Genomic DNA, 15,172 nt, shown 5'->3' on the forward strand with positions numbered 1-15,172 from the left:
AAATCGTATCGTTGCGATTAATCGTGATGCTGTAGTACTCAGGCATCACCATTGAAGATGAAAGAACCGCTCCCTAAACTAGAGCGGTTCTTTCATCTTATGCACACCAAGCTAGGTAGAGATTCGAGATTTTTCGCAGCGAATGAAGCGAACCTCAGCATCTTTGATGGTGATTCGCTGAAGTAGCAAGAAAAATCGAGAATCTCAGCGATTAAGCAATACGCAATTGTTCAAGAATGTAAGAGGGCTGGGTGATTCTTGGTCGAACAGTATAAGAGCGGCAGCCGATACCAAATAATCCAAATGATCAACCACTACAAATAAACTTCAACCCAAAAAACGAAATCAAAGCCAAATCGGAACAACCGCAACTCTAGACTACACGTAATAGGCAGAGCGTTGTGAGACAAGAAACACCCAGCCCTCGCGCAACGCTAAATAGGAAAATCGCGCAACACCAAGCTAAGTCACAGCGCTCATGCAAGTCGATTCGTAAGAAAATTATGCGATTTAGTGCTTATGCAGTCTATTAAGCAAAATCGACTGAATTGGCTCGTAATGGTCGTTTACCGCCTGTCTATATCCATCTGCGTCTCCCGCAATAGCCGTTTTTAGCATAAGCTCGTGCGCTCTAGCGGTTTTTTCAAGCTCGTCCGAAACTTCCAACCCCAATTGTGGCAAAACCGCCATATGCACAAGCCACAAGCATCGCACGAATTGCTCTGCAATCGTATTGTTTACCGCGCGCAAAATACCAGTGTGGAAAGCAATGTCTTGTTCCAAGAACGTTTTTCCAGCATGTGCTTCTTTGGTCATTATTTCAGAAAGCGCCTCCAATTCTGGCTGCTGTGTTCCTTTAAGTGACTCAACCACCTTATCCGCGCATCCAAGGTCTAGGAATTTTCGCATTTCTACAACATCGCTTAAATCTTCAAAATTCTTATTTATTGAGATTAAGGAGCGAAAAGCGAGTGTTTCCACCATTGGGTCAAGCGATAATGAGCCAACAAACATGCCTTTCCCTTGCTTAACTTCCACAATATTAAGCGCTTCCAGCTTGCGAATCGCCTCGCGCACAGATGACCTTGATGCACCAATCAAGTTGCAAAGCATTGGTTCTGTTGGCAGCATATCTTTTGGCTGCAAGCGTTCTCTTAAGATAAGCGACCTGATTGCATCCATTGTTTCATCGCAGCGTTTTCTGGCTGTGATTGGAGCGGAGTTTGAGTTTGAGCTTGCCTGTAAGAAAGATAAACGATCTAGTGTTGTCATCTCGTCGTCTTCATGGCTGCTAAATGTCTCTTCCATGTTGGCTCCTTTCAGTTCGCGTAAGGCTTCCTTCTTCTAAATCTTTCATTTTTTCACTTGTGTTTATTTTATTTTTTATACAATCTAAGTCTGTATTGTTTAAACTTTTTGCATTGCTTTTAAAATCTATTTGTAAATTATCCTGCTTCCAAAGATTGGAATCTATTGCCGTTATATAAATTCCAGTAGTCTCTCTTTCCCACAGTAGTTGCAAAGTTCGTTTATTGCTAGAGCTAAGGCATTGATAAACGTGGTGGAATGGGTTTATGCACACGTTTTTTGCCCATGTTTTTCCGCCGTCGTAGCTAAATCTCACAACTCCGCGACCGCGATAAGGCATCATTTGGCTTGCGTTTGCAAACGCTATACAGTCTGCGTTTTCTGCATTTTCGCTGTTAAAACAGGTTGCGCTCGGCTGGCTGAATATCTCTGGCAAACTTGTGTCAAAAATTAGCTCGCTCCAAGTTTCTCCGCAATCATGACTAATGGCTTTGCCTACACATCCCGAGCGATTTTGATTTCGGAAGAAAGCCAGAATATCGCCATTTTTGCGTTCAACAAACACAGTTTCGGAGCTTGTGGCATCGTCGTCTTGCATTGTTATAGGATCTACGATTTTTCCGTTGATTAATCGCCCTTCGTTAATCATTTTGCCTCGGCTCCATGTTTTGCCGTCGTCGTCCGAAATAAGCGCTCCCGAAGAATAGTGCGATTTGCTTTGGCCGCTGCAATAGAATGGCACAAGTATTCTGCCGTAATGTTTCTCGCTTTGTCTAATAACTATTCCGTTCCCTGGGCATACTCCAGCGAAGCTCATCCATGGCTCCTTAACCATGTGGTCGATTAAGCGTGGCGCGCTCCATGTTTTTCCGTCATCGTCCGAGTAGATTTGAGCTATATAACACGTTTTTTCGGCAAATAATGGCTGACTTTCGCTTGCAATTTCTTGCGATTTCCATATGTTCCACGTGGAACTGTCGCAAGTTTGATTACTGTGCGAGTTATTGCGTAAGTCATTGTGCGAATCGCAATTTTTTATACTTCCGTCTGGGAAAACTAGCCACTTTGTTGCGCATTCTTTTTCGCTAGAATCGCATGGCAATTTTACGGCTGCGCTTCCGTCCATTTCCGCCGCGTAGTTGCCGCCTAAGCGGTCTATAAGCTTGATTCTTCCGCACGCGTCTACGCCTACAGCAGTTTTGCAATTTGTTAGCCCAATTCCGCTAGGATTAAGGTCTATTAATACGTTAATTCTTTCGCTTTTTCCCGCTGGATCTAAAATGGGGCAGGAGTCGATTGCGCTCGCGCCCAGTTTTCCAAGGTTTTTGCCAGGCATGTTGATTACGGTTTGCAAAGGCTTCCACGTTTTTCCGCCATCTGTGGATCTGCGAATCACAAAGTTTATGTGGTTTGGAGCGTCGTTTGAAACGCTTGTTCGCTGGTCTGCTCCTGCGATTAGCGTTCCCATGCGCGTTTTTACAAGAGACGGTATTCTGTAGCTGCGAGAGCCCGCATATCCCGTATCGAATAATGCGGTTGTTACAAGCGGCTTTACTCTTGATATTCTTTGGATTTGTCCTTCGGTTAGTGCGCTAAAGTAGATTCCGCCTGTTCTAGCTTCGCCCATTAGTCGCACTCCGCGCAAGTCTTCGCCAATGCTTACGGCGTTTAATTCTGGTATGTTTGCAAACCAGAATTGTCCTATGTTGTGCGACTGGCTGTATCCGTCTACGTAAATGTCAATTGCTCCGCGATTTGCGCGAATAATCAAGTCGTGCCATTCGCCGTCGTCAACGCTTGCGGCTGTTTCGATTACGCTTTTTACGCACGTTTCGCTGTCGATTAGCGTGATTTTTATGCCTTCTGGTCCTGCGTACACGCTTATTTTTTCGCTAGATTCTAGATTAGTGTTTGCTCCAACAGTTCCAGCAGCAAAAAGCACTCCATGTTGGCCAGGGCCTCGCAATCTAAATTGAATGTGCAAAGTTCCGCTTGACTTGCAAGATACGCGTTTTATGTCTCTTGCGCAAATCGTAGGTCCTGCAAACCATATGTCTGGCTGTGCTTGAGTGGACGAATTTGCGATTTCTTCTGGATTTGGCAAGTGGTTTGAGTAGTAAAAGTCGTAGATTTGCGAAGATTCTGCCTGCGCTGCACACACTTCGGCCGCTTTTTCGCTCACTCTTTGCGGCCCAAGATTCGTTGCGCTCGCAAAGCATTGGTATCCGTCTAAATAGAATCGGCTTCCAAAACTTCCGTACGTTATTGCAAAATCGTGTTCGCGCCCGTCGCATGCGCCTGGCGCATCTTCCATTTGTAGTGCAATTTCTTTCGCACCGTTTGCGTCGGCGCTATCTTCTAAAAGATTTTGTGCACTAAGCAGGGGAGCGTCTTCTTTAATACTTATTTTTATTATTGGAGTTGTGTGCTCTTGTTGTGCAGAAGCTTCCGACTTTTGCGCGGGCTTAATATCTAATAAATCACAATCCGAATTTGCTACAAATTTAAACCTTATTATTCCTTCGTTCTGATTTATTTCCTCGTTTTTATCTTTGCGATTGATTCCCGATTCGTTTTCGCTATATTTTTTGATTTCACTAGATGGTGTAATTTTTATTGTGGCATGGTTGAATCGCGTGTGCTCCGAACCTTTGATATCCGCGATATCTTCAATAAGGCTCGTCGTCTTCGTTGAACGACGTTCCATTTTAGTCCTCCATGACCAGAAAAATTAAAACCACTATGTTTTAACACGTCTGACGTCTTACGACATCTACTTATTTAGTCTATCACATATTTTTAAGCAAACGCGCAACTGTTGTAAGATGATGTCGCAAAATAAAAAAGAACGTTGAAAAATCAACGTTCTTAAAGAGTGCGAACGGCGGGACTTGAACCCGCACGAGTATACACTCACTGCCACCTGAAGACAGCGCGTCTACCATTCCGCCACGTTCGCATACAGACCACAAAGCTACCATATTTGCAGCCGTTTAGCAAATATTGACACTTGTGTGTTTATGCAAAACTCGTCAACTTTTCCGCTTTTTGTTGCTCTAATTGCTGTTTTGAGCTACAAAGTGCGTAATCATGTAGTGCGTTTGTATCAAAAAACGTCGAAATTCAGTACAATCGCACTACATGATTACGCAAAGCAAGGTAGAGATTCGAGATTTTTCGCAGCGTATGAAGCGTTTCGTTCGCGCGGTCTAAGCGCGCGAACGTCTTCGCCGCGCAGAAGCAATGCTTCTGCTCTAAGCGGCTCAGCGAATCGAAGTGCATTCGCGCGCTACGCTTTAAGCGCTCATGCAAGTCGATTCGCAGTCCTCCGATGGTGATTCGCTGAAGCAGCAAGAAAAATCGAGAATCTCGGTGATTAAGCTATACGCAATTGCTCAAGCATGTAAGAGGGCTGGGTGATTCTTGGTCGAACAGTATAAGAGCGGCAGCCGATACCAAATAATCCAATGATCAACCACTACAAATAAACTTCAACCAAAAAACAAAATCAAAGCCAAAACGGAACAACCGCAACTCTAGACTACACGTAATAGGCGGAGCGTTGTGAGACAAGAATTACCCAGCCCTTGTGCAACGTTAAGTAGGAAATTGCACAACAACAAGCAAGGATCGCGCAACGTCAGACAAATTATCCGCGCGAGCCATTTTCGTAGTAGTGCGCAAGCGATTCATCGCGGAACTCTTCAAAATATCCGCCGTCAATCGACGCGCGAATGTCGTCTAGAAGCTTAACAAAGAATCGCTCGTTGTGAATCGTAGCAAGCGTGTATCCGTTCATCTCTTTAGCGCGCAGTAAATGGCTAACATACATGCGCGAATAATGCGTGCAAGTGTAGCAATCGCATCCAGCTTCAAGCGGTCCCTGATCGTGCTTAAATTCGGCGCGCTTTACGTTGTATCGTCCGTGGCGAGTAAAAATCGCGCCGTTTCGGCCGCATCGCGCAGGCGCCACGCAATCAAACGTATCTCCGCCGTTTTCTACGCAAGCAAAAATGTCGTCAACTGCAGCAATTCCAAGCACGTGGCGAGGGCGATTTTCTGGCATAGCATCGCAGATCCAAGCGCAAGTGTCTCCAATAATGCGCTTTTCAATTGCTCCACCAATTCCGACGCCATCAAAGTCGAGCGAAGCAATCTGCTCTGCCGCATGTCTACGCAAATCCTCGTAATTCGCTCCTTGAACAACGCCATACAACGCCTGATACGGCTTTCCTAATCGCGCCTCGGTTAATCGCTTGTGTTCGGCAACACAACGCTTAGCCCAGCGGAAAGTGCGCTCAACGGACTCTTCTTGATATCGACGAGTATTCATCAAAGTTGTAAGCTCATCGAAAGCAAACATAATATCTGCGCCAAGCTTGTGTTGAATACCCATTGAGATTTCTGCGCTAAATCGGTGAATTGAGCCGTTTAGAGGGGACTTAAACGTTACGCCATCCTCGTCAACGAATGCCATACGCTCTTTACCTTCTGCAATAACATCGTCGGACTTCATGCCTGTAACGTCCATTGCAAGAGTTTTCTTAAAACCAGCGCCAAGCGAAAGCACTTGGAATCCGCCAGAATCCGTAAAAGTTGGGCCATCCCAGTTCATAAACTTTGCAAGACCGCCAGCTTCGTCTAAAATGTCTTCGCCAGGGCGCTCATATAAGTGGAATGCGTTAGAAAGCATGCATTGGCCGCCCAAGTCTTTTATTGACTCTGGCAGCACGGCCTTCATTGCGGCTTGAGTTGCAACAGGCACAAAAGCAGGCGTGTGAATATCTCCGTGAGGCGTGCGAATCACGCCAGTTCGCCCGTATCTTGCGCCGTCACGCCCCTTGCCGTCCGCCGTATTTTCCAAACGCGTTTTTGTTGTAAACGAGAATTCGCTGCGATCTCCAGGCTTACCAGGCTCTGCTCCGCGTGGGTGTTCAATAAGATTAGTCATACCTTTTACTCTATTAGAAGGCATGACGATATGCGCATAAGTTGTGGCATTGTACGCGGAAAAGTCGTCAGCAACCGTTCGTTAAATTTTACGTGTTTATGTATTTTCTATAAAAACCGCTAGCTAATTTTACGGTATTCATACGGTAACTATATGGTATTTATACGGCATTATATGGCTAAATATTCAGGTAATTTTAAGAGCAAAACGTTTAACTCATATTGTAAGAAAATTAAATCTTAGATTTTAACTTACGCTTTATTTGCGTGTAGAAAGATTAAAGCGCGTAAAAATCTCATATTAACTTGTATGAATGCGTGTAATCAGATTAGAGTATGTTGTGTTAAAAGATTTAAGGAGGATTAATGGCTGACGATATTTATGATTCTAAGGCCTATGATTCTAGTGAAGTGCAATCTGAGCAGTCTTCACAAGGACAGTCGCAGACGGAGAATGCTAAGCAGACTGGTCAGGGTGAACCTCAGATTTATCGTCCTGCTCCGGAATATGGTGCATATGGTCCTGTTAATACTGGCGACGGAAGTGATGAAAATAATTCTGCAAACTCTTCGGTTGCTGGCGACTCTTCTGCTAATGATGGTGAAGAATCGTCAAGAAACACAGTTAACGGAGATTATGCGCGTTCGGATGACAATTTGGATAATCCATTCTTGCCTTATGGTGATCCCTATAGCGGCAATATTAAAAATTCTAGATTTGGGAATCCTTATGATTTGAGTGATGATGCTGCTGATGGCGATGCTGGCGATAATCAGGATGATGCAGTTCATGGCGAAGTACAGGTCGTAAATCAGGGTTCAAATCAGAATCCAAATCAGGGTCCACATGTAGTGTACAAAAAGCGTGGCGCTAGAAAAGAGTCCAGAGAAAACTCAAATATAACAGTGGCGATTGTATCGTCAATTATTTCTGCAGTGGTATGCGTTGTTGTAATGTCATTCGCTATTACTCAAGGACTAATTTCTATTCCAGGTTCGGGAACGCTTGCAGATGTAGGCACACAATCATCTTCAAAAGGAACAGCAGTAGTAAAAGGTGGTCAATCTCCAGATTGGCGTTCGGTTGCTAAAAACGTTTCTGGCGGCGTTGTGTCTATTCAGGCGCGCAATGACAAGAATATGAGCAAAGGCTCTGGGGCAATAATCGACAAGCAAGGTCATGTTGTTACAAACAATCACGTTATTGCTGGAATGCAACAGTTGCAAGTAACGCTATCTAATGGCCAGATTTACAAGGCAAAGCTTGTTGGAACCGATAAAACTACCGATTTGGCTGTGCTTAAAGTAGACGGTTTACCAAGTAACGTAAAGCCAGTTGAGTTTGCTGATTCTGATGCTCTTGCTGTTGGAGAACCTGTGATGGCAATTGGAAATCCTCTTGGTTACGACGATACTGCTACAACAGGCATTGTTTCCGCGCTTAATCGCCCAGTTTCCGTTATGGATGATCAGAGTCGTTCGGAAATCGTAACAAATGCTGTGCAAATTGACGCTGCAATCAATCCTGGTAATTCTGGCGGACCAACTTTTGATGCTGCTGGAAAAGTAATCGGTATTAATTCTTCTATTGCCGCAACTTCTGCTAGAGGTGGCACAGCAGGGTCTATTGGAATTGGATTTGCTATTCCGTCTAATCTTGTTAAGCGCGTAGTAAACGAGATTATTAAGAATGGTTCTGTAAAACACGTTGCTCTTGGAATTATGGTTAAAAGCGTGAACGTAACGCAAAATAACATTACGCGCGGCGGCGCTCAAGTGGCGTCTGTAACTCCTGGCGCTCCTGCAGCAAAAGGCGGAATGCGTGCTGGAGATACAATCGTGGCGTTTAATGGAAAGCCTGTGACAAGCAATTATTCGCTTTTGGGATTTGTGCGCGCTACCGCTTTGGGAGATAAGGCAACAATAACAGTTGTTCGTGGTAACGGAACTGTCAATCTAACAGTCAAGTTTAACCAAGAAGAAGCTGCTGTTAATGGCGCAACTCGTCAAGACCCTCGATCCTTGAGGAAGCGCGGAAGTAAAAAGCCTGATTCTTCCGATAAGAAGAGCCAGAACAACAATGGAGGCGATTCTTCAGATGGAGATGATGATCCTTTGGATCAACTCCCTCGAGGCGGAGACGACGATTCTGACGATGGTGGCATTTTTGACCCATTCGGTTTCTGGTAAACTGATAGCATGACTTACAAAGATTTTGGCCAACTTGCATCGGAGCGGTTTTCTGCACGCGACTTTTTAAACAAGCCGATTGAGCAAAACGTTTTAGAGTCAATATTGCACACCGCTTCTCTTGCGCCAAGCTGGAGCAACACAAGAGCTTATGCGCTTGCGATTGCACAAGGTGGCAAAAAAGATCGCATTGTGAAAGCTTATTTAGATAAGTGCAATGCAATGCTTAAAGCCAAAGATAAGAGTTTGAGCGAATCTGAGCGCGCTCAGTTTGCTCAAGAGTCAGCGCCTAATGGCGACGTTCCTGTTGCAAAGCCGTACCCCGACGATTTAAAGCAGCGAAGCGCTAAACTCGGTCTAGCGTTATATTCGCATTTAGGAATCGAAAGGCACGATTTTGCAGCCAGGAACGCCCATACGCGCAGAAATTTCGAAGCTTTTGGAGCACCCGTTATTGGCTTTGTTTTAGCTAGACGCGATTTTATGCCATTTGCTGCAATGGATGCAGGTCTTATGCTACAAACGCTGTTTCTTGCTGCTAAAGATTTAGGCGTTGACTCTTGTCCGCTTGGAGTTTTGGCGACCTGGCGAGATCCGCTAGACGCGGAGTTTGATGTTCCAGAAAACATGGAGCTTTTAACTGGATTTGCGCTTGGGTATGCTAGCGATTCGCACACAAACGAGTTTAGAGCCGAGCATCCAAAGATTGAGCTGCTTTAGCGATTGCGAAACAATCGTTTTTGCCTATTTTATGTGTGCTTTGCGCTCGTAAATAGTGGCAGTGCTTTCCCAAACAAGAGCCTTCCAAGACGTTTTAACGTTGGAAACAGCGTGCGCATTGTAATGCGAAATGTTGTAGTTTAAAGCCAAGAAGTAGTACCACGGCTGGCTGGATTCGCTAACAAAAAATTCTGGCTCGCCCTTTGCAGCGCAATCCGTCAACTCTTGTGCTTGCTGGCTTGCAGTAGGGCTTTCATTCGTTATAAAAGTCTTGTTTTTGTAAGCGCAATCTATAAGATTTTTAGAAAAATAAGGGTTTGCGCCTATTAAAAGCCACGAATATTGGTGAGTGTCGTTTTCTTCGTGAGAAATAACTTTTCCACTTTCGTCAACCTGCTCGTCGTTATGAAGCCAAGATGCTACAAAACGCTTATTTTGCAAGTGATTACTAGATATGTATTGTGCTACAGCTCTAGAAGGCGAATAGTCAAACAGAATGTCGTTTACGCAAGCAAACGCGTTCCAAATTAGGCTTGGTGCAAGGATTATTGATATTAGTAGGTTGATTTTAAAAGCTTTGTTTTTTATAAATCTGAATTTAGTAGGGGCGACTTTAACAAAAATCGCAGGAATATCTTTTGTACTAAGCGGCTCTTTGATGTGACTAATCCAAAGCACACTAAGCAAAAACACAAATATTAGACCTGCGTGGTGAAGTGTAAAATAGCGAACGGCTACGATTGTAAGGACAAGATAAGGGATTACAAGAGCTGTAAGGAGTTTTCTGCGCTTGGCGATTCTAATGGCAAACGCCCAAATCGCAAGGCTAAACAGTGTGCATATTGTAATCGGCAAAAAGTCAAAAGGCATTCTTCGCATTGAAATATCGCCATAAAAGCTTGTAAACATGCTTTCGGAAGGCATTACGAATATAAAAGCGAAGCATTTTGCAATTGTTGAATTGCCATCAATCGTTGCGCGAGTGGCGAATGCGTTTTTTGCTGGCCATGCAAGAGCAAGGTTTGCAATGCCAAAAATGGCGATTAATCCCCAAGATATAAGTCGCGCCCAATTTGATGCGATTGTTGCTTTAATCGCGTGAAGAATGGAGCTAAAATTAAGAGTTTTGCTAATATTCTTGCTAAAAACTCGCCAAATCCAAGCAATTGTAAAGCCTGCAGCAAATGCAATCCCGTACACGCTAAGCAAGCACATAAACATAAGACTAATCGCAAGTTTCCAAGCGCTAGAAGTCTTAGAATCCGCACTATTCCAGTAATGTGCCGCTACTAGCAAGCTTAAGCAAAGCAAAGCGTATGGTCGCGATGTAACACCGTACTGGAAGCAAGCAAAATAAGTAAACGGAATAAGAAAAGTTGCAAGGCTGCTTGCGTGTTTAAAAGGCGACTTAAAAATAAGCCACGCACCCAGTAGGCTTGCGCAAACCAGTTGAATACCCTTAATTCCAAACTCGTATGGAACGCTATTTTTAGCTGCAATCGCAAGTAAAAGATTCCAAAAAGGAGGGTGACCCTCGTAATGGGGTCTAACGCTAATAATGTCTGCAAGCGACGAGTCGCGCGCAATCAGCCAGCTTTGAGCCTCGTCAAACCAAGGTTCGTGGAAACACATTACGATTGCAATAATCGCAATGTATAAAACAAAAGCTAATAATAAAGCCAATGTGCGCGCGTTATGTGAATCTTGTAAATTGCGTGGCTTAAAAATCCGCATGAGTGTTAATTCTTAATTCGCAATGCTAATTACTAATTTTGACTCAAGGCGGCAAGCCTGCGAGCGTTAGCAACAGCATACAAGCTGATTCCAGCTGCAACGGATGCGTTAAGCGATTCGACAGCGCTAGAAATTGGGATTCCAGCAATAGCATCGCAAGCTTCACGCGTTAGGCGACTCATGCCCTTGCCCTCGCTTCCAAGAACTACGACAAGCGGATCGGTTTCAAAACCAGTTTCGCCAACAAGCTTGTCGCCGCCACCGTCAAGACCAATCGCATACCATCCGCGCTCGCGCAAACCTTGAATCGCCTTGTTTAAATTCACAACTCTAGCAACAGGCAAATGTGCTGCTGCGCCTGCAGAAACCTTCCAAGCGGCAGCTGTAACAGATGCGCTTCTGCGCTCAGGCAAGATTACGCCATTTGCGCCAAAAGCGGCTGCGGATCGAATAACAGCACCAAGATTTTGTGGATCGGTAACTCCATCTAGTGCTATAAACAATGGGCGTGCGTTAATGCGAGCGGCTGCAGAATCCGCCGCCTCCATAGCGCGAGACTTCTTTTCTGCGCGGTCAACAAGCTCTTGCAGCGAATAATATTGATAAGGCTGCACTTTTAATATAATGCCTTGATGATTGGTGCTGTGAGCAATGCGATCCATTTCCAAGCGATCCGCTTCCAAAAGTCGCAAGCCTTGCATGCCAGCAAGCTTAACGATTTCGCGCGTGCGATCGTCATGCTCAATGCGATTTGCAACATAAAGCTGCGTGCTAGGAACGCCTACGCGCAAAGCTTCAAGAGCTGCATTTCGCCCAATTACCAACTCGTCGCTATCTGTGCCCAACTTATCTACTCTGCGTCTAGCTGCCAAACGCGGATCTGCAAACGTGCGCTTAATCGCAGCTTTTTTGGCGAAATAAGCTTTATGATACACGCGGTCTTCTGCTTTAGGAGTAGGTCCCTTGCCGCGCAATGCATTACGATGTTTTCCACCCGACCCCTTGGTCGGTCCTTTTTTCATAGCCATATTCTTATTTTCACATGCCCCCGAGGCATTGACGATGCTTTGGTGCTGCATTAGCGAGGCATTAGTATTTGGCGCTTTATGTGGCATAATAGAACGGTACTTAATTATTGTTATTGCAATAATCCACAACCGCGCAATAATCAAGATTTTGAGTCAACTTTGCGTAAAAATTTTGATTATTGACTACTCCGCGGCGCTCCCAAGGGGGGAAATATGGTTGATCAAAGCGATCAATCCAAAGATCCGTCATTGCAAGACGTGCAAAATGTTGCAAATTCGCTTAATGTAAACGTTTCTACTGGTTTAAGTAGTGATGAGGCGGCTAAAAGGCTCGCGCAATTTGGCTCGAACGTTTTAGCTAGCGCTCCTAAAACACCAGCGTGGAAGAGGTTCCTCGAACAGTTTAAAGATCCGCTTGTTTACTTGCTTATAGCGGCTACTATTATTTCCGCAATCGCATGGTTTGTTGAGCGCGCACAACATGGTGGTGAAAGTGGCGGCGAAGTTTTGCCGTTTGACTCAATAGTTATAATCGTGATTCTTATAGCAAACGCAGTTTTGGGCTATATTCAAGAGTCGCGCGCGCAAGAAGCGGTTGAGGCGTTGGCAAAAATGAGCGCTCCGCAAACGTCCGTTCTTAGAGATGGGCGAGTTATGCGCATAGATACGGCGGATGTTGTGCCTGGAGATATTTTGGTTCTTGGCGAAGGTGATGCCGTTTCTGCGGATGCAAGGCTTATTGCAGCCGCTTCTTTGCGCGTTGCGGAAGCAAGCCTTACGGGAGAATCTGTTGCTGTTAGCAAGCGCCCAGAAACTCTAGCTTCGCCAAAATCTTTGGCAGACCGCACAAATATGGTGTTTAATGGCACTGCCGTAACGCAGGGCACTGGTCGCGCAATAGTCACGTCTACTGGCATGAAAACTCAGGTTGGAAAAATCGCAGATATGCTTTCTAGTGCGCAAGAAGAAGCTACTCCTCTCGAGAAGGAGATGGTTCGCGTATCTAAGGTTCTTGGAATCGCAGTGTGTATTATTGCAGCCGTTGTGCTTGCGTCTATGTGGGCGCTTGAAGGATTCCGCACTATTGAAGATGTTATAGATTCTTTGCTTCTTTCGGTATCTCTTGCTGTTGCTGCTGTTCCAGAAGGCTTAGCGGCGATTTTGACAGTAGTTCTTGCGCTTGGCGTGCAGCGCATGGTAAAGCATCATGCTGTTGTAAAAAAGCTTTCGTCTGTAGAAACGCTTGGCTCCGCATCTGTTATTTGCTCCGACAAAACGGGTACTTTAACTCGAAACGAGATGACTGTTGAGCGTGTTATAACGCCTAGTGGCCAGGTGCAGCTTACAGGTAGCGGATATAAGCCAGAGGGACGAATGGTTTTGCTTGATTCTTTAGATGCTGATTTGGCGGTTCCTCCAGCTCTAGCAACAGAGGTGATTGGCGCGCTCGGATCAGGGTATTTAGCAAACGATGGAGATTTGCACCATAATGAATCATCTGGCGCATGGCAGCCAGTTGGCGATCCTACCGAGGTTTCGCTTATTGTTGCAGCGCGCAAAACCAAGGCGGACAAGCGTTACGCGCATCTTAGTCGCGTTGCGGAAGTGCCGTTTACTTCTGAGCGCAAACGCATGTCTGTTGTTGTTAAAGACGATTCGGATTCTGGAAATCTTATTGTTTGCGCTAAAGGCGCTCCAGATGTTTTGCTTTCTTATTGCACGCGAATCGCAGTTGCTGGCGCTGTTCGTCATCTTACAGACGGAGATCGCGAAGAGATTCTTGCAAACGTGGAAAAGCTCTCTGGCGAAGCGTATCGCACTCTTGCAATGGCGTATAGGCCGCTTGGCGTAGATAGTTTAGCTAAAGTTGACGGCATGGTTTCTAACGCTGCCGGCCAAATCGCAGACGTTGCTGAACAAAGTGATGTTTTGGAGTCTGATTTGATTTGGAACGGCATGGTCGCGATTATTGATCCTCCTAGAATCGAAGTTCGAGATAGCGTTGCTCAAGCGCATCGTGCTGGAATCAGAACTGTTATGATTACTGGCGATCATCCACTTACTGCCGCTCGAATCGCTCGTGACCTTGGCATTATTGGAAAAGATGAGCATGCGCTTACAGGCGATGAGCTTGACGAGTTGCTTTCTAGGGATGACGACAACATTGCTTTCGACGATGCGATTAGCAAAGTGAGCGTGTACGCGCGCGTTGCTCCAGAACACAAGCTTGCTATTGTTTCCTCGCTACAAAGGCAAGGCAATATTGTTGCTATGACTGGCGACGGCGTAAACGATGCTCCTGCCGTAAAGTCGGCAGATATTGGCGTTGCAATGGGCATTACGGGTACGGAAGTCACTAAAGAATCTGCCAAGATGATTTTGGCAGACGATAACTTCTCTACAATCGTTGCAGCAGTGCGCGAAGGTCGCGGAATTTTCGACAATATTCGTAAATTCTTGAGATATTTGCTTAGTTCCAATGTTGGCGAAGTGTTCACTGTTTTTGGTGGCGTAGTGTTTGCTGGCGCTTTGGGAATTACGCAGCCAAACTCTGTTGGCGTGACTTTACCTCTTCTTGCAACGCAGCTTTTGTGGATTAATTTGCTTACGGACGCTGCTCCTGCGCTCGCAATGGGTGTTGATCCGCAAACGGATGATGTTATGAATAGGCGTCCGCGAAGGCTTACGGATAGCGTTATTGATAAGCCAATGTGGGGAGACATTGTGTTTATTGGTGTGATTATGGCAGCTATAACGCTGATTGGCATGGACATGCATTTGGCTGGCGGATTGTTTACAGACCGCTCCACAACTGTTTTAACTCATGCTTCTCAAATGACTCACGCGCGCACAATGGGCTTCACTATTCTTGTGTTTGCTCAAATGCTTAATGCTCTTGCATCTCGCTCGCATTTGCAAAGCGTGTTTGTTGGCTTGTTCGCAAATCGTTGGCTTTGGGGTGCAATCGCAGTTTCCGTAGTGTTGCAGCTTGCTGTAATTTATATACCATTCCTTAATGGCCCGTTTGGCACAGTTCCGCTCGACTTTATGGAGTGGGTGGAGTGCCTTGGGCTTTCAATGGTTGTGCTTATTGCTTCGGAGCTAAGAAAGTGCGTTTTGCGCTTTATGGCTCACAAGAAGTCTGCAGCTGCTGTTGCGATTTCTGCCTAATATTTTCGACCGCGGCACGCGCTACACTTGGCATATTAGTGTATTTAAGTGTTTGTTTTATGAAGTTTTAT

Annotated in this window: 8 protein-coding genes and 1 tRNA gene; 3 read left to right on the top strand and 6 right to left on the bottom strand. The window is 45.3% G+C overall.

The genetic code is table 11. The features are described from left to right. Nucleotides 1–510: 510 nt before the first annotated feature. The 4 genes from HXT20_RS00265 to tgt form a co-directional block, all read right to left on the bottom strand. Complete coding sequence (locus HXT20_RS00265; RefSeq protein WP_004137759.1) at nucleotides 511–1,308, bottom strand: FadR/GntR family transcriptional regulator; 798 nt, start codon at nucleotides 1,306–1,308, stop codon at nucleotides 511–513. Then, nucleotides 1,292–4,015, bottom strand: a complete 2,724-nt coding sequence (locus HXT20_RS00270; RefSeq protein ID WP_422114344.1) for an exo-alpha-sialidase — start codon at nucleotides 4,013–4,015, stop codon at nucleotides 1,292–1,294. The genes HXT20_RS00265 and HXT20_RS00270 overlap by 17 nt, the downstream gene beginning before the upstream one ends. A 169-nt stretch (nucleotides 4,016–4,184) precedes the next feature. Next, a tRNA-Leu gene (locus HXT20_RS00275) sits at nucleotides 4,185–4,267 on the bottom strand. 690 nt (nucleotides 4,268–4,957) lie between these two features. Continuing rightward, nucleotides 4,958–6,283 (bottom strand): tRNA guanosine(34) transglycosylase Tgt, encoded by a 1,326-nt coding sequence (gene tgt, locus HXT20_RS00280; protein ID WP_415698825.1) that lies wholly within the window; start codon nucleotides 6,281–6,283, stop codon nucleotides 4,958–4,960. Nucleotides 6,284–6,624: 341 nt separating this feature from the next. On the opposite strand from tgt, the gene HXT20_RS00285 reads away from it, so the two are divergent. Together HXT20_RS00285 and HXT20_RS00290 are read left to right on the top strand one after the other, a co-directional pair. Beyond that, nucleotides 6,625–8,448 (top strand): S1C family serine protease, encoded by a 1,824-nt coding sequence (locus HXT20_RS00285; protein WP_422114345.1) that lies wholly within the window; start codon nucleotides 6,625–6,627, stop codon nucleotides 8,446–8,448. Between the two features lie 9 nt (nucleotides 8,449–8,457). After that, nucleotides 8,458–9,168 (top strand): nitroreductase family protein, encoded by a 711-nt coding sequence (locus tag HXT20_RS00290; RefSeq protein WP_004123922.1) that lies wholly within the window; start codon nucleotides 8,458–8,460, stop codon nucleotides 9,166–9,168. Between the two features lie 24 nt (nucleotides 9,169–9,192). On the opposite strand, the gene HXT20_RS00295 is transcribed toward HXT20_RS00290, so the two are convergent. Together HXT20_RS00295 and rlmB are read right to left on the bottom strand one after the other, a co-directional pair. After that, nucleotides 9,193–10,902 carry an ABC transporter ATP-binding protein gene (locus HXT20_RS00295; RefSeq protein ID WP_422114346.1) on the bottom strand — a complete coding sequence of 570 codons (1,710 nt, stop codon included), beginning with the start codon at nucleotides 10,900–10,902 and terminating at the stop codon, nucleotides 9,193–9,195. A gap of 32 nt (nucleotides 10,903–10,934) precedes the next feature. After that, nucleotides 10,935–11,930 (bottom strand): 23S rRNA (guanosine(2251)-2'-O)-methyltransferase RlmB, encoded by a 996-nt coding sequence (rlmB, locus tag HXT20_RS00300; RefSeq protein WP_019261477.1) that lies wholly within the window; start codon nucleotides 11,928–11,930, stop codon nucleotides 10,935–10,937. A gap of 213 nt (nucleotides 11,931–12,143) precedes the next feature. Here rlmB and HXT20_RS00305 point away from each other — a divergent pair, with 213 nt between their 5' ends. Further along, a complete protein-coding gene (locus tag HXT20_RS00305) occupies nucleotides 12,144–15,101 on the top strand; it encodes a cation-translocating P-type ATPase (protein ID WP_422114347.1) in 2,958 nt (985 codons plus the stop codon). Nucleotides 15,102–15,172 lie beyond the last annotated feature (71 nt).

The organism is Gardnerella sp. DNF00109 (assembly GCF_049262845.1).
Taxonomy (GTDB): Bacteria; Actinomycetota; Actinomycetes; order Actinomycetales; family Bifidobacteriaceae; genus Bifidobacterium; species Bifidobacterium vaginale.